The organism is Subdoligranulum variabile, assembly GCF_025152575.1.
GTDB classification, from domain to species: domain Bacteria; phylum Bacillota; class Clostridia; order Oscillospirales; family Ruminococcaceae; genus Gemmiger; species Gemmiger variabilis.
The window spans coordinates 2,935,913-2,953,504 of sequence record NZ_CP102293.1 but is presented as its reverse complement, the minus strand read 5'-3'; the positions used below and the strand labels follow the sequence as shown (position 1 = coordinate 2,953,504).

The window sequence follows — 17,592 nt, the reverse complement described above, 5'->3', positions numbered from 1 at the left end:
TCGTAAATAGGCGTTTTAGCTTCACAAAGGCACAAATCATGTAAAAACGCTTCATATTTTATCAAAATGGACAAATGTGAACATTTTGAAAACTTTTCAAAACATAAGGAGGTGACCCGCCGTGCAGACCATGGATCTGTCCCTACGGTCATCTACGCAACATTGTACAGATTGCTCTTGGAGCAGAACACCTATTTCAACCAGCTTAGGGAGTATGTCCGTACGCTTAAGACCGTGCCGGAAATCAATGCCGTGCAATACGGCGACCATCTGACCGGCGTGTATCTTGACGGGTATAACTCACTGATTTCGCAGGCGGACGCCGAGACACAGAAAATCCTTACGAAGGTGATGGACGATGCTGGCTAAATATGCGTTTCTGGCGTGGTTTGGTGGTTCAACGTATTGCGCGCTTGAGGTGATCTGGCGCGGGTACAGCCACTGGACGATGCTGGTGCTGGCCGCCGTGGTTTTTATCGTCATAGGCGCCATGAACGAGGTATGGAGCTGGCAGACAAGCCTTGCTTTGCAGGTCGTAACCGGGACCGCGCTGGCCACCGCACTGGAATTCATCACCGGTTGCATTGTAAATCTGTGGCTGGGCTGGGACGTGTGGGACTACAGCGATATGTCCGGAAATCTCATGGGGCAGATTTGCCCTCAGTACACACTGCTGTGGGCCGTTCTGGTACTGGTTGCCATCCTTCTGGATGACTACATCCGATGGCGTTTTTTCGGAGAAGAGAAACCGCACTACACATTATGAAAGGACTATAGAATGACGAAAGAAGAACAAAGTGTCGCGCTGCAGTCGGCAGCCCGGCTTGCAACCGCAATGCAGACCGGCATTTACAATGGCCGGTCGCAGATTGTATACAGTTACGGTTGTTACGGCTATACCCGCGGCGGTGGAGCCACCTGGCACGGAGGTCTGGACCTGGTTGGCCTGGACGACAAGTTCATCCGTATGCCTTCCTACAAGGGAAAAGCGATCCAGGGCACCGTTACCCGCGCCCGAATCGTAACAGATCACTGCGATAAAACCTGGGAATGGGGCTGGTATGTCTGTGTGCAGATGGACGCTGCCCAGACCCCCGACGAGGTGAATTTCCTGTATTTCTGCCACTGCAAAGAACTGCTCGTCCAGGTAGGACAGAAGGTCAAGACCGGTGACATTCTTGCCATTATGGGCCAGACCGGCAACGCTGCCGGAGGATACGATCACTGCCACCTGGAAGCCCGCGCCACCGCCACCGGCAAGGGCCTGGACCCCACGGCCTACAGCGGCACCGATAACGCTGTGGGCATCTATGGTACCAAACCCGCAACCGAGCCGGATAAGACTGCACAGGATCTCACTGCAGTGCCCAACAGTCAGTTGAACACCATCCAGCTGGTGAGCCTGGCTCCCCTGACCGATGAGCAGATGCGCCAGGCGGACAGCCTGGCCGAAACTCTGGGACTGACCGATAGCGAGCACTACAAGCAGCTGCGTCTGGGCGATAGCTATTTTGCTGCGGTCTTCTCCGTAAGCAGCGGCGATGCCATCAAGGTACTCGCGCTTGCCCAGAAAAACGGTTGGGACAAGCTGGAGCGGTATCACAGCCGCTTTGTGGGGTAAGGGCATAGCCCGGAAAGGATTGGCGGATGCAAAGCGATAACATTTTCCTCTGGATCAAAGCCACCATCGTTGCCGCGGCCGGTGCCTTTAGCGCGGCCTTTGGCTGGCTGGGTTGGCTGATTCTGGCCTGGGTGGGCTGCATGGTGCTGGACTGGATCAGCGGCAGCGCGGCCGCAGCAGCTAAGGGCAAATGGTCCAGCGCCGTAGCCCGCGCCGGCATCTGGCATAAGGGCGGTATGATTGTGGTGGTACTGGTGGCAGCCGTGGCCGACTGCGTCCTGGGCATGGCCGCGGCTCACTTCCCTGTTCTGGGCATCGACTACACGGTGCTGGTCCTGCCGGTGATCTTGGTGTGGTACATCTTCACCGAGCTTGGCTCGATCGCCGAGAACGCCACCGACATGGGCGCCCCTGTCCCGGCCTGGCTCACCAGGCTCCTGGCCGCCGGCAAGCAGCTGGCCGAGCAGCAGCTTGACCTGCCGGACGGCACCGACGACACCACGGAAGAATAACAGCAATCCCCCAGCTTGTAAGCAATCCTTACAGGTTGGGGGATTTTTTGTTATGGAGTTTTTGATTCTACTCAATCTTTCGCCACCTGTTTTTCTGTACAGGCTTACGTACAGGTTTACGAGGCCTTAGCCTCATTTTTAGGTGGTAAAAATGTTGCACAGGGAAAAAAGAAAGCGCCTTGAATATACGAAGCATCGTACAATTCAAGGCGTTTGTGGAGCGGGATACGAGTCTCGAACTCGCCACCTACTGCTTGGGAAGCAGTCACTCTACCGGATGAGCTAATCCCGCATGACTCAATTATTGTACCGCAAAGGAGTAGTTTTGTCAATGGCGTTTTTGGTCTTCTCTTGCCAAGGATCGCAGAATCCGATATAATGATAATAATATCTTGCCCATGACCGGCAAAAGGAGTTACGATCTATGCTGGACGCTTTTCCGATCTATCACTGGTTCCATAACGGCAATTCCTATTCAGGAGCGGAGGGCGGCATGCGCTATGTCATTGTTCCCGGTAAAAAGGCAGACCCCGCCGACGAAAGCGGGAAAAAGAAGATTGAGTTTCTGACCGCCTATATCTGGCCCGGCCCATGGAGCATCGAGCACACCGCTGAAGAGAAAATCCAGAGTCAGGAATTTGATGGCAATCAGCAGGGATTGAATGCTGCAGTGGCCTGGTTTCACGAAATGTATACCGGCGAGGCGGATCGCTGGGAAAATATCCCCTCCATTCTGGATTGCGAGCCTGATCGCTGATCCAATTACAACAAAAAGCAGCACCATGCCTGCCAGGCATGGTGCTGCTTTTTGTTTTTAGTAGCGTGCATACAGGAATCCGCCGCCACCCAGGAAGTATCCCATCAGCAAAAAAGCGAGGATGGCCGCCTCATAGACTGCCCAGCGCACTGGCCGCGGTGCCGCCAGGAGCTTTTCCAGAACAGGAACATGGAATTCCTGCAGAAGATCGGCGATGACGAGAATCGCTATACCTGCAAACAGAAAAATCTGTTCCTGTCGGGTGGTAAGTCCCAGTTCCCAATAGTTGCTGAGTGCATCATGACCACTGTTGTGCAGGATTCCGTTAAAATATTGCACAGCATTGGTCAGACTGGTAGCACGGAAAATTGTAAAGGTAAAGACGAAGATTCCAAACGTCCCTACGATCCCCACCAGACGCACCCCCCCCTTGGTGATGGCACGGCGCCAAGGCAGATGGTTTTCCAGCGCCTGGCACAAACCGTGGAGGAATCCCCACACCAGATAGGTAACCCCTGCCCCATGCCAGAGCCCACTGACCAGGAAGGTCAACACAAGATTCATATCCCGCCGTGCCGGGCTGCAGCGGCTGCCGCCCAACGGAATATACACGTAATCTTTCAGCCATCGGGAAAGACTCATATGCCACCGGGACCACAATTCCTTGACCGTAGCAGACAGGAAAGGTTGTCGGAAATTTTCAGGCAGGGACAGGCTCAGCATCTGCCCTACCCCCAGCACTATATCGGTATAACCGGAGAAGTCCGCATAGAGCTGAAGGGAATACAAAATTGTGGCCAGTAAAAGCTGCGTCCGGTCGAAGGCGCCCGGGTTTCCAAACGCCGCACTCACAACCACGGCAGCACGGTCCGCTACTACAACTTTTTTGAAATAGCCCCAGAAGCACCGCACTGCCCCTCTCCAGATACGGTCGCCCGACCAGCCGGCAGGAGCCTCCAGCTGCGGCATCAGTTCCCCGTAGCGATTAAAAGGGCCTTGGGTAATGGAGAGAAAAAAAGATGTGAAACAAAGAACCCGGGCGAAACTTTTTTGCGGAACCAGCATGCCGCGGCGTACATCCACAAGGTAGCTGACAAGCTGCAGCGTGAAATAACCAACACCCAGCGGTTGCAAGATTGCAGGCTGCCACAATCGCAGAGAAAAAAGTGTCTGCAGTCCCCCTGCCGCAGCTACATAGTATTTCAAAAGCAGCAACGGCGCCAGAGCGCACAACAGGCCGACTGCAAACCAGCCCATTTTTCCACGCGCCCGCAACGCACACTGCCAGACCAGCAGTGCACAGAGCAGCAGGACCAGAAAGCCCTGCCAGTCCAGAGACAGAAAAAACACCGCACTGGAAGCCAACATCAACTGCCAGCGGTGCTGCGGTTTTGTCACATACCAGAGCCCCACCAGCAATGCCGCAAAAACGACAAAACCTGGCGAAGAAACAGCCAGCATGGCAGGACCTCCTTTATGATTTGCTGTAGGCATCCGCCATAAAAATCGTATTATCTGCGTATTCGGTGAGTTTTTCGTCCACCGTGTCGCAGAACAGGGACGAAACATCCTCCCCCGCCATATCACGGGCAATCACTTCGCAAAGCACCGCCGTGAATTTTTCCGCTCCCACACCATTCAGATGGTGGGCGTCCGAAAAGTCTCCGCCTCCCAGATCCATCGCTTTGGGATTACGGTACAAGGAGAAATCCCAATAAACTGTATGATGTTCCTGCGCAAATTTCCGCAGTGCATCCACATAAGCCTGATAGTCGGCTGTATTGGATACATACGCACTCGGCAGCGGTGCCGCAAAGAGCACCAACCGGATATTGTTTTCCTCACAGAATGCTGTAATGCGGGTCAGATTCTTCCACCCGAACTCCGAAAGCGGACATTGCGGATTCACATCCAAAAGGGTTGCGTAACCATCTCGTCCCGCTCCTACGGTATAGACAAAGCCATTGCCCGCGTAACGTTCCCCCTCCTCCGGGTATGTCACGTAGGTGTAGTTACCTGGCTCATAGCCGTCTGTCAATTTGGCCTTCCACAGATCCGGCAGACTTCCAAGCGATGCAATGCCATGACGTGCCGGAAGCAGCAGATCGGCAAAGGCAGCGGTTCCGCCCATCTCCCAGAGATAACGGTAACGGTTCGGCGAATTCCACCGCATATAATCCGTGAGCAGATAACACGCCATCGGGACATCACGGGAGGCACTCTGATTATATCCCGTGTAGAACATCTCGAGATACACCGTCTTCAACGGGTTTTCTTCTGCCGCTTCCCGCAGCATGTAGTAAGAGCCATCCGGCAACTGCTGTGAGGAGCCGGCGTTGAAACTGTGCGTTCCCAGCGTTTCGTCCACTACCGCCGGATCTACACTGCGGTAACAATGGGAAGACCCCAGAAACAACGTATCAATCTCCCCGGCCTGCGCATACATTTCCTGCAGCATCACCCGAGAATAGGAATGCACATCGTCCACCAGCAAAAAACGGGCTGCCGCCAGCAGGATCACCGTAAGCAGCACAAATGCTGCCGCAAGAGCTCCTTTTTGCAGGACGGTTTTCTTCATGCATGCTCCTTTCGGTCAGCGTTCAATCTTCATATGCGGATGGCGCGGCAGATATGAAGCCACGTCCAGTTTCCAAACGATATTGCCGGCCTCATCCTCACTGACTTCCGCAAAGCCAAAATTCCCATAGAATTGCCGTACCATTGCGTTCTTGGCCGTGGGATAGTAATATCCATACACAGTTTTCACCCCGCGGGCCGCCGCTTCCGACACAAGAGTGTCCATCATGGCATCTTCCATGCCGCGTTTGAGTACACGGCAGCTCATCAACCACAGCCGCAGGTGTAGGTCGGTTCCCTGCTGCTCACCAGACACCACCGTAACAATCCCGTTATCCCCGAATTTATCCACCAGCTTCCCACACAGACAAATCCGATTTTTGTCCTCCGCCATGGCACGGATGTCATCTTCGGAGCAGCGCAATGTCGTGAGATTGAACTGATTGGATTTGTTGGTCAGCTGGGCAATGCGCTGGATATACAAAGGTTCAAACCCACGGATCGTGGCGGTCATCTCCAGACTGTCCAGATATTCGCCATAGTCTCCGAAAGCGGCCTGTGCAGCCGCACGCTGGGCGTTCTGATGATACAGTTCCGTCTTTTTGAGGTCCTCCTGAGAAAGGGTAGTCACCTCAAAATAGCCGCCGTGATCCAGCATCTTGATGTAGTTTTCGGCGCCATCCAGAACCGGCACTGCTACCCCCGGCACCTGCGCTTCAACGATGGCACGCTCCGCCGGGTTGTCGTCGGCAAAAACAAAGCTGTCTGCGCCCAGGTTCAGTTCCGACGCAATGGCTTTCAAATTCTGATCCTTAGGCTCCCAGTTCGCTTTGATGGCCACAAAATCGTCAGGGCGCAACACACCATCCGGATGGTTGAGTCCTGCCAGCGCATTGGATTCTTCATTTTTGGAATCCACGGCCAGAATGACACCAATGGTTTTGAGCGCCTTGCAGTAGCTCTGGAACTCGGCATAGACCTGTCCTTCCGGCACTTCGGGCCCAATGGCCAGTCCATCCACGCCGTCATCACCGACTACGCCTCCCCAGAGGGTGTTGTCAAGATCCAGTACCAAAGCCTTCTTATTGCGACCGTACAAGGATTTGATGATGTTGGCCACACTGTTTGCCAAAGATGGAATCGCATCAAGGCACATGGCATATTTGTACATATGCCAGTAGAAAGCATCTCCCCAGGCCGTCAGGCCATAGTCTGCCGAAAGATAATCGATATCATTGATGTAAAAGTGCTCATGGGCTGCCGCATAGGTATAGAATTTCTGGTTCAGACGACTGATGAAGTTGGACCGGCCATGCACGTCCCAGATATCTCGATTTCCCATCAGGCGGTAATTGGGCCGATCAAAGTTGTTCTGGATAATGGGGCAGGAAAACTTTTGTTCCAGTGCCTGCCACATGGTTTCAAAATGCACATACTGGTTTTCCAGCATAGCATCGATCTGCTCTGCAGTGTCCGCCGTGGTGGGCAGCGCCGTCAGATTGCGCCAGTTGGTATGGATGTAGATTACATCCGGCGCAAAGGCATCCAGTTCCGGCGTACCGAACATGGCGTCCTGCCAGTACTGGGCATATTCACTCTGATAGAATTCCGCCTCAATGCCATATTGCAGCAAAAAAAGCCCCAGCTGATCCGCCACCTCGTTGGTGGTGGACCCGCCGAGAATTGCAATCTTTTTATGCAGCGGGTGCGGATTCTGCGTCAACAGTTCGCGGCGCAGACGGCGCTTTTTGCGCAGCAGCGTTTCGGTATCCAGCGGATAATGGAAGCAATCCATACAGGGCTCCTTTGCAGATTACAGTTGGGCCAGGGCCCCCTTGAGGGCCTGCGCGATCTGGTCCGGGCAGCTGGTGGGCTTATTGCCGCAGGTGGTTCCCTCCATACGGGCGATGGCATCCTCCGCCTTCATACCGGTGAGCAGGCTGGAGATTCCCTTCAGATTGCCGTTGCAGCCGCCCAGCACGCGGACCGCAGCAATGGTATGGTCAGCGTTGAGTTCCACTTCGGTGCGAACAGAGCAGGTGCCCTTGTTGTTGTATACATACGTCATAATTCGTGATGCTCCTTTGTGTTATTATGCTTTTTTATTGGACATTTTGCGGGCCTTGGCCAGCGTTTCCAGCCGGGTGATCTGCTCATCCCGGGTAGAGAAAGCGCCCACCGGACGCGGTGTGACCGTATTGAGCCCATGATAATCCGTACCACCGGTGATCAGAAGGTCGTTTTCTTTTGCCAGTTGCAGCAGTTCCGTCTTGTCCTCCGGCGTGTTGCGGGGATGGTCAATTTCCACACCGTCCAGCCGTCCGGCTGCAATCAGTTCTCTTGCCAGCTCCATGCTGTGATAGACGCTGGGATGCGCCAGCACTACCACACCGCGGCAGGTCTTGATCAGGGACAGGACATCGTCGACCGGTTCATACCGCGGGGTATGCAAGATCCGTCCGCGCACCGGCTTGAGCCCGAAAAGAGAGCGATAAACATCGTTGTACATGCCGTCTGCCAGACCATACTGCCACAACACCCGCATCACGTGCGCCTTGAACAGTGTACCGCTGTCCCGGGCCAGCTCCAGAGCCTCTTCAGTACGGAACTGCGGGCAAATTTCCTCCAGTTCCCGGCAGCTCTGGAGCACCGCCACACGGCGGCGCTCTGCCATCATATCACAGAACTCCGCCAGCGGAGCACAGTCATCCGGCCAGTAGCATAAAAGATGAACCCGATGGGCACGCTCATAGTCATAGGCCGTCATCTCGATCGCGGGGATCAGGTGCACGCCTTCCTGCGTCGGGTGGGCGTAGGCATAGCGGATTCCTCGCATTGAATCGTGGTCCGATATGGCAAGATGCGTCATGCCCGCACACTTTGCAAGGAACGGTAACTTTTCGGCAGGGGTAGACCCGTCGGAAAAGGTGGTATGGGTATGCAGGTCGCCTGGCATGGCAGTTCCCCCTTTCGGCTCTTTAACATCTTATTATACTCTTATTGACCGACTTTGAAAAGCCCCTGTCCGACTTTCCCCTTATTGCGGTCATTTCATCGTTTCGGCATATTCCCGGGCATGTTCGATAAACCGGCTGGCTGCCGGTGACAGACCCCGGCGCGAAAGGCAGGCAATCCCGATACTGCGCCCCGCGGCGGGTTCCAGCCGCAGCACCTGACAGCCACCGTGGTCCGTCCCACGCTTGAACATCAATTCCGGCATAATGGCAAGCCCCTGTCCGCAGGAAACCATCGCAATCATAGACTGGTCATCCACAATATAGCATCGGCTGTTCACATGCAGATCATTCTTTTTGAAATAACTCTGGATATCGGCATCCAGATCCGCCTGCTGGCTGACAAACGGCTGTCCCTGGAGTTCTTCCGCCCAGACGCATCCCGGACGTTTGGGCTTATAGGAGGCCGGTGCAATGCAGACCAGGGGATCTTCATACAGCGGCTCGAAATCCAGGTCCTTGGCGCTGGAATTGGAAAGGAATCCTAATTCCACCACACCGTTTTTGAGCCAGCCTGCAATGTCGGCGTAGGAGCCTTGGTAGAGCTGCACATCAATACCGGGAAATTCCTGCTGGAACGGCGGCACCAGCTGCGGGATCCAGGTCACACAGGCCGAGTTGAACACGCCCACCCGCAGCACGCCTTTGTGCATGCCGTTGATCTGCGCGATGGACTGGTCCAACAGCTCACTGCTGTTGAGCATCTGACGAATGGAGGGGAACAGACTCTCCCCCGCCGCTGTCATCGTCACGCCACTTTTGGTACGGGTAAACAGCGGAAATCCACATTCCGCCTCCATGCCGGAGACCGCATGGCTGATGGCTGACGGCGTCAGGTGCATCTGCTCCGCCGCTGCCGCAAAGGTTCCCAGCTGGGCCACCATCATCAGGATCTGACAGTCTGTCAATGTCATGGACGAGCCCCCTTTCGTGAATCATTTTCATCTTGCATATGAAAAAATTGTACTTTACTTCACGTCTATACTGTACTATGATAGTAAAAGAAAGTCAATGCCTGCAACGCACATTGCAGGACTTTCATTGGCTCCTCTCTCCCTCCACGACCTTACCGGCCCGCACACCGGTTGGGTCTTTTTTTATTGCGTGGAATACGGCAGTGTGTTATGATAGTACAAAATAAGTGTTTGTGTAAGGGATGAGGGAATGGCTAAATCACGGGGAGTGCGCGGGGCCGCCAGCTGGTGTGCGATTGCCGCGCTGTTCTATTTGCTGGTTCGTTCACTGTTGTACGCCGGGATCAGTGCCCTGCTGGGCCTTTTTCAACCGGGTGCCAGTGTGAGTAAACCGATTGGATTCTCCGACATCTCCATTGGTTTGCTGCAACTGTTCATCGGTATCGGTGCTATCGCCATTCCCCTGTGGTGCATGCTCCGTCTTACACGTCTGGAATCCCGGGATCTGCGCATAACCTTGCCAGCTCCCTGGAGTCCGGCTTTCTGTCTGCCGGTTTTTCTGGGGCTCGCCAACGCCGCCAACCTGGCCGGTGCCCTGCTGACCCATCTGCTGGGCATCGAGGTTTCCAACAATATCCTGCCAAGCGGCGGCATGGAGCTTATTGTCCAATTTCTTGTTCTGTGCGTCATGCCGGCCGTCGTGGAAGAACTTTTTTTCCGGGGCGCTTTGCAGGGGCTGCTTCGCCCCTGCGGCAGTGCAGTGGCAATCTTTGGACCGGCGCTTCTCTTCGCGCTGCTGCATCTTGATCCCATCCAGGGACTGACTGCACTGGTCTGCGGAATCTTTCTGGGCTGGCTGGCAGAACGCTCCGGCAGCATTCTGCCCGGTATCCTGCTGCACTTCACCAACAACTGTCTGGCATTTTTGAGTCTGTATCTTCGGTTTTACGCACCCGCTAGTGTTTCTTTCGGCGTGGAGCTCTTTGTGCTGTTGTTCTTTCCTCTGTTCAGCTTATGGCTGGTCTATCACGCCCGACAGCAGGGATTCCGCTTTGCGGCCGGACTTCGCCCCGGCGTGGATGTCCTGGAGGTATTCAGCAGTCCTGCCTACACGGTAACAGCAGTCTTCCTGCTTCTGTATACCGTATTTCTGAGTCATTGAGGAGTGGATCATGACCGACGAACAACTGATGCAAGTTGCTTTGGAGGAAGCGCGCATCGCCGCCGCCCTGGGAGAAGTCCCCGTGGGGGCAGTGATTGCCAAGGACGGGGAAATCGTTGCCAGAGCACACAATCTTCGGGAAAGGGGCAAAAATGCCACCTACCATGCGGAGTTGCTGGCCATCGACGCCGCGTGCAAGGCATTGGGCGGCTGGCGGTTGTGGCAATGCGAGCTTTTTGTAACTTTGGAACCTTGCCCCATGTGCAGTGGCGCAATCATCAACAGCCGACTGCGCCGGGTGGTCTATGGCGCCCGGGACCCGAAGGCCGGCTGCTGCGGTGGCCTGACCGATCTGTTCGCCCTGCCTTTCAATCACCACCCTGTGATCGAACAGGGGCTTCTGCAGGAGGATGCGCAGGCTCTGTTGCAGGATTTTTTTGTGATGCTGCGTGAGAAGCGGAAGAAGAAATAAAATGAAACAAAGTGTTTTGATCACAGGCGGCAGCCGCGGCATCGGCGCCGCAGCTGTTCTGGCCTTTGCCAGTGCCGGATATAACGTTGCCTTCACCTGGCACCACCATGGCAGTGCCGCCGAACAGGTTCTGGCCCGGGCGCAGAAGATTGCTCCGGACCGGCTCATTCTGGCCTTGCAGGCAGATGCAGCCGACGCCGGCCAGGTTTCCACCGCCGTGCGGCGTGCCGAGCAAGAGCTGGGCGGATTGCAGGCACTGGTTTGCAACGCCGGTATTGCCCAGCAGAAACTTTTTACCGATACCACCGACGAGGACTGGCGCCGTATCATGTCAGTCGACCTGGACGGTGCTTTCTATGCATGTCGGGCTGCTCTGCCCGGCATGATTCACCGGAAATACGGCCGCATCCTGCTGGTCAGCAGCATGTGGGGACAGACCGGCGGCAGCTGCGAAGTAGCTTACAGCGCCGCCAAGGCCGGGCTGATCGGCCTTGGCAAGGCCCTGGCCAAGGAGGAAGGCCCCAGCGGCATCACGGTCAACGTGGTGGCTCCGGGGGTCATCGATACCGATATGATGGCTGGATTTTCTGCGGAAGATCGGGCCGTGCTGGCCGAAGACACCCCGGTCGGTCGCCTTGGCACTCCCGAAGAAATCGCCCGAACGCTGGTTTTTCTGGCCGACGAGGCCTCCGGTTACATCACTGGGCAGGTGATTGGCCAGAACGGCGGGCTGGTCATCTAAAAAAGCAGCGCAGCCTTTCGGCTGCGCTGCTTTTACTTTTTCTTGGTGCCGGTGCGCCGGGATGCCTTTTTGGTACCGGTACGGCGGGTCACGGTTTTCTTGGGAGCAGGACGAATCCGCACAAACTGGATAGGATTGCCATTGGAAAGGATCCGCTCCTCCACTTCCATTTCGGGAAGAGACGCCAGAAACTTGTTCAGGCTCTTGGAGCCGAAGTTACGCACATCGAAATCAGGATAACGCTTGATGAGCTGATCTCCCACACGGGAGGTGCGCACCCAGCCGGTTCCATCGTCCATCTCTCCGATCAGGCCGTGAATGATCCTCTCGATGGATTCACGGTTGATGGCGGTATCATCCCCGGCATTGGCCCGTGCATCATTTTCCGCCGCGGGCGCCGCCGGATCCGCCGGTTCCGTCTCTCCATGGTCGAGAATCAGGTCCAGATATTTAAATTGGTCACAGGCCTTGACAAAGGGGCCAAGGGCCTTGCTCTCCCCCATGCCGATGACCAGTTTGCCTGCTTCCCGCAGACGGGCCGCCAAACGGGTAAAATCACTGTCTGAAGAGACAATGCAGAAACCATCCAGGTTGCCGCCGTACAACAGATCCATGGCGTCGATGATCATAGCTGAGTCGGTGGCGTTTTTCCCTGTGGTATAGCTGTACTGCTGAATGGGGATTATGGAGTTGTTCAACAGGGCATCCTTCCAGCTTTTCAGACGTACATCAGACCAGTCGCCGTAGATGCGCTTACAGGCTGCCACGCCGAAAGACGCCGCCTCATCCAGAATCACCTTGACATACTTGGGCGAGATATTATCGGCATCGATCAGGATGGCCAATTTCAGATCTTCCATAGCTTTACCTCTTGGGCTGGTCATAATACATATACAGCTGGCAGGGAATCATACCGTTGTAGATTTTGCGGCGGCGTGCGGCTTTTTTACCGAAATGCTGCTCAAAATCCGCATCCGCTGTAATGGCATACAAGCCTTGTCCGGGGTGCCGCTGCCATACCTGCCCCAGCGTTCTGGCCAGCGAAGCAGCCTCGGCACTGTCGCCCAGCCGCTCCCCATAGGGCGGGTTGGTCAGCACCGTAGCTCTGGCATCCGGAGTGAAGTCCTTTACATCGGCCACCTCAAAACGGCAGCGGTCCCCCACGCCGGCCAGCTTGGCGTTGGCATTGGCAAGGGCCACGGCAGCGGGATCGATATCGTAGCCCACACCTTCAAAGGCTGCATCCCGGCGCACCTCCGCCAGTGCCTTCTGCCGCTGCTCTTTCCAGGCTTCCGCCGGCACAAAATCGAAATGCTCCGCAGCAAACCGGCGGCGCAGTCCGGGGGCCAGATTGAGGGCTTTCTGGGCAGCTTCAATCACCAGGGTACCGGAGCCGCAGAAAGGATCTTGTACCACGCTGTCCCGGCGTACCCGGCCCAGGTCGGCAATGGCTGCTGCCAAAGTTTCCTTGATGGGGGCCAAAGTTGCATTTTTCCGGTAGCCGCGTTTGTGCAGACCATCCCCGGAAGTATCAAGATAAATTTCTACCAGATTTTTGCGCAGCGCGAAACGAACCTTGTAGACGTTGCCGGTCTCCGGCAGGGTGCTTGTCTTATGACCGGCCATCAGCCGCTTGACGATAGCCTTCTTGACGATACTCTGACAGGCCGGCACACTGGAAAGCTGACTGGACAGGCTGGATCCTTTCACCGGAAACGCCGCATCGGTAGGAAGCAGGTCTTCCCACGGAATGCGGTAGCAGCCATCGAAGAGTTCATCAAAGGTGATCGCCTTATAGGAAGCCAGCTGCACCAGCACCCGTTCAGCTGTGCGCAGATTCAGATTGGCTGCTGCAATGAGATCCGCTCCGCCCTGGAAAGCGATGCGTCCGTCGGTAACTTGGATATTCTGTGCCCCCAGGCGCCTGATCTCAAAATGCAGGGTGGATTCGGTGCCGAAAAAACAGGGGGCAACCAAGGTATACAATGTGGGCATAACGTTCCTTTCCCTTTGAATTTTTGCAAAAAAGCTCTAACCCCGGCGGTGAAGCGCCGTCAGGGTAGAGCTGTGTTCCTGAAATGTAGTGTGCCGATCAGCCGCGGCGACGGGAATATCCACCACGGTGGTTTTCCGTCACACGTTTGAGGTCAGCAATTTTTTCTTCGCTGCGGGATTTGTAGCGCGCCATCATATCCTCAAAGCTCATCTCGCCCTGGGGAGCCGCCGGTTTGGGCTGCCAGACGCGAGGCTTTTCCTCACGCTTGGGACGGTGGGCAGGCCGTGCGCCGCCCCCCTGCTGCGAGCGGGAGCCGCGCTCCGGTGCGGGCTGCGTGCGCTTGATGGACAAGGCAATCTTTCCGTCCGGTGCGATGGAAAGTACTTTCACCGTAACCGTCTGCCCGTCTTCGAGCACTGCCGAGAGATCCTGCACAAATTCATAGGAAACCTCGGAGATGTGGACAAGACCGGTCTTGCCCTCCGGCAGAGAGACAAACGCGCCGAACGGCTTGATTCCGGTTACCTTGCCCTCGACAATATCCCCAACTTGTAATGCCAAACTAGAATACCCCTTTTTCTTTTGATTGATTTATGCAGAGGGGTTGCCGCAAAGCTCCCCCGCTGAATCTGATGTTTTGCACTTATTTACCGCTGATATCTACAAAGACGCGCTCATTGGGTTTGGCATACCCCTGTTCCCGGGCATACCGTTCAATGATGGCGTCCTCGCCCTGATCCAGCGTATTGGAAAGTTCCGCGTTTTCCGTCAGCTGGTTGCTGAGCTGGCTCTGAACGCTGAGCAGTTCCTGCTGCTTGGAGCCGATGGAAACCTGATAATGGATCAGACTGACAAACAGATATCCGCAAAGCCCCAGAAACGCAGCGACCAGCAGCCACCGCGGGAGCAGCCCATGACGCTTGTGCATAATCGGGATGCCCCCTTTCCTCGAAAATTGCGCGGTTTCATGCGTATACGGCGCACAGCACTACGTATGGTTAATTATATAATATTTTCGACGGCTTTTGCAACTGCTTTTTTCCATTTTTGGCCTTTTTTCCCGCTTTTTTCTGAGTATGCTGTTTTCTGTACCGTTCCAGCATGCCAACGGTACGCCGCCGCATCGGTGCAAAGCAGCGTTGTTCCAGAACACGGGCAGGCCACAGTAGAAATCTGAGCACTCCCCGGAAAAAGCGCCGGATGGCCGGTCCCACTGTCCCATTCCAAGCCAAAACGCCGGCCAGGACACCGGCCGTCATATACCAGCGGGCCATCCCACTGGCACTGACACCGGCGGAAAAACCGCAAACCAGAAAGGCCGCTGCCGCAAAAGACAACACGTCCCAGCAAAAGCAGCGCACCTGCCCTTCCCCAAAAAGAAGCCCCAGAGCCTCGCGACCGGCGCCTAACAGACACCCCAGTCCAAGGCACCAAAGAAGATCCCCTAGAACCGCCGCTGCGGCGGGTGACGCAGCCATCTCAGCGGAACAGGCGGGCCAGCAACCCACCGTTGGACTGACGGTTTTCTGCATACTGCATGTACTCGATCTTTCCGGAGAGCTGCACCTGCCCACTCTGCACCGAAAGCTCGCTGACCTGCAGCTCCTGGCCGCCAATGGTCAGATTTCCCAGCGGTGTTTCCAGCACAGCGGCTGTCTCGTCACAGCTGATGATCCTCGTAACACCGGTCACCGCCAGATGGCGGCGATCCTTCAGCGCCAAGCTGTGACCGCGGGGCTGTGGTTCCACAGCGCTGGTCTGGGTCCGGACCGGTTCATTTCTCATTTCCGCCATAGCGGTTGTCCCCTCCTCCGCAATTGGGTGTACACCCATACGATATGCGGCAGGGATCGGAATTATGACTGCAAGTCCATCACTTCAAACAATTCCCGGGCAACATCTTTGCCCTTGGGTTCTTCGGTGGACAGGACCCGCACCTTGATCGGGCGGTTGCCGAAGGTGATTTCGATCACATCCCCTGTCTTGACAGCATAGCTTGCCTTGGCCGGTTTGTCATTGACCAATACCCGGCCCGCATCTGCCACCTCGTTGGCCAGCGTGCGGCGCTTGATCAGGCGGCTCACTTTGAGATACTTGTCTAAACGCATAGTTTCCTCCTACGAAAAATACCCCATCGCCAACGGCGACGGGGCAAGCAAGGTACAATGTGGCTTACTGCACAGCGTCCTTCAGAGCCTTGCCGGCCTTGAAAGCGGGCAGCTTGGACGCCTCGATGGTGATCTCAGCGCCGGTCTGGGGGTTGCGGCCTTTGCGGGCCGGACGCTCACGGACCTCGAACGTGCCAAAGCCCACCAGGGTCACTTTGTCACCGTTCTTCAGCGCCTCGGTAATGGCGTTGAGGGCGGTGTTGACAGCCTGCTCGGCGTCCTTCTTGGTCAGGTTGGCTTCGTTCGCAACAGCGGCGATCAATTCAACTTTCGTCATGGTTTGTACCTCCAAAGTTATTTATCTGCCAAAAGCGGCTGCAGGGATCTTCCCAGGCGCCTGCTTCTCAGCTCAGTTGGATTCGGGTGCCGCCTCAAAGGCAGCATTGCGCTTTTGCAGCGCCTGCTCCGGATCAATGCCTGCCTGCCGGGCCAGTGCCACAGCGGCAAACAACAATTCCCCCACCGCCTTCTCGGCGGTCTTCGGATCGGCAGTTTCCTGCAGGGTACGGGCACACTCTGCCACACGCTGCGCGTCGGCAGGTGTTTCGACACCGTAGCGCGCGGCGCGTTTCTGCAGTTTGCCCGCACGCATCAGCGCAGGCAAGGCTCCCGGCACGCTGGCCAGGTCATCCTGCAGGGTCAGACGGCCCTTTTCCTTATTTTTGAGCGCATCCCAGTCTTTTATGCTTGTGTCCCCGCCAAAAATATGGGGATGCCGCTGAATCAGCTTGCGGCAAACACCGTCACAGACCTGCTGCCAGGTGAAATGCCCGGCCTCCTGCTCAATCTGTGCATGGAAAGCGACCTGCATCAGCACATCGCCCAGCTCCTCACACAGCAGATGGGAATCTTCCAGATCAATGGCATCCACCGCTTCGTAGGCTTCCTCCAGGAAGTTCATGCGAATGGACTGATGTGTCTGGACCTTATCCCAGGGGCAGCCATTCTCCGGGTCCCGCAGCAAGGCAATGATCGTTACAAGATCCTCAGCCGTATAGGTCTGTTTCTCAGGAAATGCTCTGTTCATAGGTTTTTACAGCGTCCTGCGCACGGCGCAGTACGCAATATTTTACTCCCAATCCGGAATTTGTCAAGCCTTACGGGCGGCACTGCAGCCGCAGCACCGCCCGCAGACCCATAGTTTTTACGAAATAACGCAGATTACAGCTGGGCACCGCAATGGTTGCAGAACAGCGCGTCGCCGTCCACTTCCGCCTTGCAGACCGGGCAGATCTTGGTTTCACCGCGCAGCTGCACGGGTTCTTCCTCGATCTCCTCTTCCTCCTCAGCCGGCTCCTCCATAGGATCTTCCGCCGCAGCATCGGCCTCGGCTGCCATATATTCCTCCGGGCTCATGTTGGCCTTGATCTCCTCAATGGCCTTCTCAACCTCGGCAACAGCTTCGATATATTTGTCCACCAGGGGCTGGTTTTCCTCCCCTGCTTTATGCAGGCTGTAGACGAGTGCACCCAGCTGACGCTGTGCTCTGGACAGACGTGCCTGCTGGTTCATGAGGTCCAACTGGTTTTTGCCTTTGTCGGCCAGATCCTGGGCGGTCTTTTTGGCTGTATCTACCAGCTGCAGGCCCTGCTCCTTCAGCATTTCAATATCCAGTTCAAACATAGGAAACACCTCTTTCTTTAAACGTGCGCAGCTT

General features: G+C 55.8%; 24 protein-coding genes and 1 tRNA gene. 8 read left to right on the top strand and 17 right to left on the bottom strand.

The genetic code is table 11. From position 1 onward, the window contains the following. The first annotated feature begins 177 nt into the window (after positions 1-177). The 4 genes from NQ490_RS13940 to NQ490_RS13925 are packed head-to-tail and all read left to right on the top strand — an operon-like array spanning position 178 to position 2,133. Entirely contained in the window at positions 178-369 is a 192-nt protein-coding gene (locus tag NQ490_RS13940) for a hypothetical protein (RefSeq protein WP_147644662.1), read from the top strand. Beyond that, complete coding sequence (locus tag NQ490_RS13935) at positions 359-766, top strand: putative ABC transporter permease (RefSeq protein WP_007046544.1); 408 nt, start codon at positions 359-361, stop codon at positions 764-766. The genes NQ490_RS13940 and NQ490_RS13935 overlap by 11 nt, the downstream gene beginning before the upstream one ends. 12 nt (positions 767-778) lie before the next feature. After that, positions 779-1,621 (top strand): M23 family metallopeptidase, encoded by an 843-nt coding sequence (locus tag NQ490_RS13930; RefSeq protein ID WP_007046545.1) that lies wholly within the window; start codon positions 779-781, stop codon positions 1,619-1,621. 26 nt (positions 1,622-1,647) lie between these two features. Further along, the gene (locus NQ490_RS13925; RefSeq protein WP_007046546.1) at positions 1,648-2,133 is read left to right on the top strand and encodes a phage holin family protein; all 486 of its coding nucleotides are present in this window, start codon (positions 1,648-1,650) and stop codon (positions 2,131-2,133) included. Between the two features lie 216 nt (positions 2,134-2,349). Here NQ490_RS13925 and NQ490_RS13920 read toward each other — a convergent pair. Further along, a tRNA-Gly gene (locus NQ490_RS13920) sits at positions 2,350-2,425 on the bottom strand. A gap of 132 nt (positions 2,426-2,557) precedes the next feature. Between NQ490_RS13920 and NQ490_RS13915 the strand changes: the two genes are divergently transcribed. Further along, positions 2,558-2,890: a hypothetical protein gene (locus tag NQ490_RS13915; RefSeq protein ID WP_007046547.1), complete on the top strand. Its 333-nt coding sequence runs from the start codon at positions 2,558-2,560 to the stop codon at positions 2,888-2,890. A 57-nt stretch (positions 2,891-2,947) separates the two neighbouring features. Here the strand turns inward: NQ490_RS13915 and NQ490_RS13910 are convergent, their stop codons facing one another. The 6 genes from NQ490_RS13910 to NQ490_RS13885 all read right to left on the bottom strand — a co-directional run bounded on the left by NQ490_RS13910 (position 2,948) and on the right by NQ490_RS13885 (position 9,395). Further along, on the bottom strand, positions 2,948-4,351 hold the full coding sequence (locus NQ490_RS13910; protein ID WP_007046548.1) for an MBOAT family O-acyltransferase: 1,404 nt from the start codon (positions 4,349-4,351) through the stop codon (positions 2,948-2,950). 13 nt (positions 4,352-4,364) lie between these two features. Further along, positions 4,365-5,468, bottom strand: a complete 1,104-nt coding sequence (locus NQ490_RS13905; RefSeq protein WP_007046549.1) for a hypothetical protein — start codon at positions 5,466-5,468, stop codon at positions 4,365-4,367. A 15-nt stretch (positions 5,469-5,483) separates the two neighbouring features. Next, entirely contained in the window at positions 5,484-7,262 is a 1,779-nt protein-coding gene (locus tag NQ490_RS13900) for an HAD-IIIC family phosphatase (RefSeq protein WP_007046550.1), read from the bottom strand. Positions 7,263-7,280: 18 nt separating this feature from the next. After that, complete coding sequence (locus NQ490_RS13895; RefSeq protein ID WP_007046551.1) at positions 7,281-7,535, bottom strand: TIGR03905 family TSCPD domain-containing protein; 255 nt, start codon at positions 7,533-7,535, stop codon at positions 7,281-7,283. 24 nt (positions 7,536-7,559) lie between these two features. Beyond that, complete coding sequence (locus NQ490_RS13890) at positions 7,560-8,423, bottom strand: PHP domain-containing protein (protein WP_007046552.1); 864 nt, start codon at positions 8,421-8,423, stop codon at positions 7,560-7,562. Positions 8,424-8,513: 90 nt separating this feature from the next. After that, positions 8,514-9,395, bottom strand: coding sequence for a LysR family transcriptional regulator (locus NQ490_RS13885; RefSeq protein WP_007046553.1), 882 nt, complete (start codon positions 9,393-9,395; stop codon positions 8,514-8,516). 250 nt (positions 9,396-9,645) lie between these two features. Between NQ490_RS13885 and NQ490_RS13880 the strand changes: the two genes are divergently transcribed. Genes NQ490_RS13880 through ymfI form a run of 3 tightly spaced genes read left to right on the top strand, consistent with a single transcriptional unit; the run spans position 9,646 to position 11,771 of the window. After that, positions 9,646-10,557: a CPBP family intramembrane glutamic endopeptidase gene (locus tag NQ490_RS13880; protein ID WP_007046554.1), complete on the top strand. Its 912-nt coding sequence runs from the start codon at positions 9,646-9,648 to the stop codon at positions 10,555-10,557. Positions 10,558-10,567: 10 nt separating this feature from the next. After that, the gene (locus NQ490_RS13875) at positions 10,568-11,029 is read left to right on the top strand and encodes a nucleoside deaminase (RefSeq protein WP_007046555.1); all 462 of its coding nucleotides are present in this window, start codon (positions 10,568-10,570) and stop codon (positions 11,027-11,029) included. A gap of 1 nt (position 11,030) precedes the next feature. Continuing rightward, positions 11,031-11,771: an elongation factor P 5-aminopentanone reductase gene (gene ymfI / locus NQ490_RS13870; RefSeq protein ID WP_007046556.1), complete on the top strand. Its 741-nt coding sequence runs from the start codon at positions 11,031-11,033 to the stop codon at positions 11,769-11,771. Between the two features lie 32 nt (positions 11,772-11,803). Here the strand turns inward: ymfI and NQ490_RS13865 are convergent, their stop codons facing one another. From NQ490_RS13865 to NQ490_RS13820, 10 genes are all read right to left on the bottom strand, one after another. Continuing rightward, a complete protein-coding gene (locus NQ490_RS13865) occupies positions 11,804-12,631 on the bottom strand; it encodes an NYN domain-containing protein (RefSeq protein ID WP_007046557.1) in 828 nt (275 codons plus the stop codon). Positions 12,632-12,635: 4 nt separating this feature from the next. Then, positions 12,636-13,766 carry a THUMP domain-containing class I SAM-dependent RNA methyltransferase gene (locus NQ490_RS13860; RefSeq protein ID WP_007046558.1) on the bottom strand — a complete coding sequence of 377 codons (1,131 nt, stop codon included), beginning with the start codon at positions 13,764-13,766 and terminating at the stop codon, positions 12,636-12,638. A gap of 97 nt (positions 13,767-13,863) precedes the next feature. Beyond that, positions 13,864-14,328: a S1 RNA-binding domain-containing protein gene (locus NQ490_RS13855; protein ID WP_007046559.1), complete on the bottom strand. Its 465-nt coding sequence runs from the start codon at positions 14,326-14,328 to the stop codon at positions 13,864-13,866. 82 nt (positions 14,329-14,410) lie between these two features. Then, positions 14,411-14,695, bottom strand: a complete 285-nt coding sequence (locus tag NQ490_RS13850) for an FtsB family cell division protein (RefSeq protein ID WP_007046560.1) — start codon at positions 14,693-14,695, stop codon at positions 14,411-14,413. A 70-nt stretch (positions 14,696-14,765) separates the two neighbouring features. Next, the gene (locus NQ490_RS13845) at positions 14,766-15,299 is read right to left on the bottom strand and encodes a hypothetical protein (protein ID WP_187118507.1); all 534 of its coding nucleotides are present in this window, start codon (positions 15,297-15,299) and stop codon (positions 14,766-14,768) included. Then, the gene (gene yabP / locus NQ490_RS13840; RefSeq protein ID WP_242654981.1) at positions 15,247-15,561 is read right to left on the bottom strand and encodes a sporulation protein YabP; all 315 of its coding nucleotides are present in this window, start codon (positions 15,559-15,561) and stop codon (positions 15,247-15,249) included. Before yabP ends, NQ490_RS13845 begins: the two co-directional genes overlap by 53 nt. Before the next feature lie 62 nt (positions 15,562-15,623). Continuing rightward, the gene (locus tag NQ490_RS13835) at positions 15,624-15,875 is read right to left on the bottom strand and encodes an RNA-binding S4 domain-containing protein (protein WP_007046563.1); all 252 of its coding nucleotides are present in this window, start codon (positions 15,873-15,875) and stop codon (positions 15,624-15,626) included. Positions 15,876-15,939: 64 nt separating this feature from the next. After that, positions 15,940-16,212 (bottom strand): HU family DNA-binding protein, encoded by a 273-nt coding sequence (locus tag NQ490_RS13830; RefSeq protein ID WP_007046564.1) that lies wholly within the window; start codon positions 16,210-16,212, stop codon positions 15,940-15,942. A 72-nt stretch (positions 16,213-16,284) separates the two neighbouring features. Then, positions 16,285-16,962, bottom strand: a complete 678-nt coding sequence (mazG, locus tag NQ490_RS13825; RefSeq protein WP_007046565.1) for a nucleoside triphosphate pyrophosphohydrolase — start codon at positions 16,960-16,962, stop codon at positions 16,285-16,287. A gap of 134 nt (positions 16,963-17,096) precedes the next feature. Further along, a complete protein-coding gene (locus NQ490_RS13820) occupies positions 17,097-17,558 on the bottom strand; it encodes a zinc ribbon domain-containing protein (RefSeq protein WP_007046566.1) in 462 nt (153 codons plus the stop codon). Positions 17,559-17,592 lie beyond the last annotated feature (34 nt).

Coding starts and splice junctions, on each gene's coding strand:
- NQ490_RS13935 (WP_007046544.1), top strand. CDS start 359: ATGCTGGCTAAATATGCGTTTCTGGCGTGGTTTGGTGGTTCAACGTAT.
- NQ490_RS13930 (WP_007046545.1), top strand. CDS start 779: ATGACGAAAGAAGAACAAAGTGTCGCGCTGCAGTCGGCAGCCCGGCTT.
- NQ490_RS13925 (WP_007046546.1), top strand. CDS start 1,648: ATGCAAAGCGATAACATTTTCCTCTGGATCAAAGCCACCATCGTTGCC.
- NQ490_RS13915 (WP_007046547.1), top strand. CDS start 2,558: ATGCTGGACGCTTTTCCGATCTATCACTGGTTCCATAACGGCAATTCC.
- NQ490_RS13910 (WP_007046548.1), bottom strand. CDS start 4,351: ATGCTGGCTGTTTCTTCGCCAGGTTTTGTCGTTTTTGCGGCATTGCTG.
- NQ490_RS13905 (WP_007046549.1), bottom strand. CDS start 5,468: ATGAAGAAAACCGTCCTGCAAAAAGGAGCTCTTGCGGCAGCATTTGTG.
- NQ490_RS13900 (WP_007046550.1), bottom strand. CDS start 7,262: ATGGATTGCTTCCATTATCCGCTGGATACCGAAACGCTGCTGCGCAAA.
- NQ490_RS13895 (WP_007046551.1), bottom strand. CDS start 7,535: ATGACGTATGTATACAACAACAAGGGCACCTGCTCTGTTCGCACCGAA.
- NQ490_RS13890 (WP_007046552.1), bottom strand. CDS start 8,423: ATGCCAGGCGACCTGCATACCCATACCACCTTTTCCGACGGGTCTACC.
- NQ490_RS13885 (WP_007046553.1), bottom strand. CDS start 9,395: ATGACATTGACAGACTGTCAGATCCTGATGATGGTGGCCCAGCTGGGA.
- NQ490_RS13880 (WP_007046554.1), top strand. CDS start 9,646: ATGGCTAAATCACGGGGAGTGCGCGGGGCCGCCAGCTGGTGTGCGATT.
- NQ490_RS13875 (WP_007046555.1), top strand. CDS start 10,568: ATGACCGACGAACAACTGATGCAAGTTGCTTTGGAGGAAGCGCGCATC.
- ymfI (WP_007046556.1), top strand. CDS start 11,031: ATGAAACAAAGTGTTTTGATCACAGGCGGCAGCCGCGGCATCGGCGCC.
- NQ490_RS13865 (WP_007046557.1), bottom strand. CDS start 12,631: ATGGAAGATCTGAAATTGGCCATCCTGATCGATGCCGATAATATCTCG.
- NQ490_RS13860 (WP_007046558.1), bottom strand. CDS start 13,766: ATGCCCACATTGTATACCTTGGTTGCCCCCTGTTTTTTCGGCACCGAA.
- NQ490_RS13850 (WP_007046560.1), bottom strand. CDS start 14,695: ATGCACAAGCGTCATGGGCTGCTCCCGCGGTGGCTGCTGGTCGCTGCG.
- NQ490_RS13845 (WP_187118507.1), bottom strand. CDS start 15,299: ATGCAGAAAACCGTCAGTCCAACGGTGGGTTGCTGGCCCGCCTGTTCC.
- yabP (WP_242654981.1), bottom strand. CDS start 15,561: ATGGCGGAAATGAGAAATGAACCGGTCCGGACCCAGACCAGCGCTGTG.
- NQ490_RS13835 (WP_007046563.1), bottom strand. CDS start 15,875: ATGCGTTTAGACAAGTATCTCAAAGTGAGCCGCCTGATCAAGCGCCGC.
- NQ490_RS13830 (WP_007046564.1), bottom strand. CDS start 16,212: ATGACGAAAGTTGAATTGATCGCCGCTGTTGCGAACGAAGCCAACCTG.
- mazG (WP_007046565.1), bottom strand. CDS start 16,962: ATGAACAGAGCATTTCCTGAGAAACAGACCTATACGGCTGAGGATCTT.
- NQ490_RS13820 (WP_007046566.1), bottom strand. CDS start 17,558: ATGTTTGAACTGGATATTGAAATGCTGAAGGAGCAGGGCCTGCAGCTG.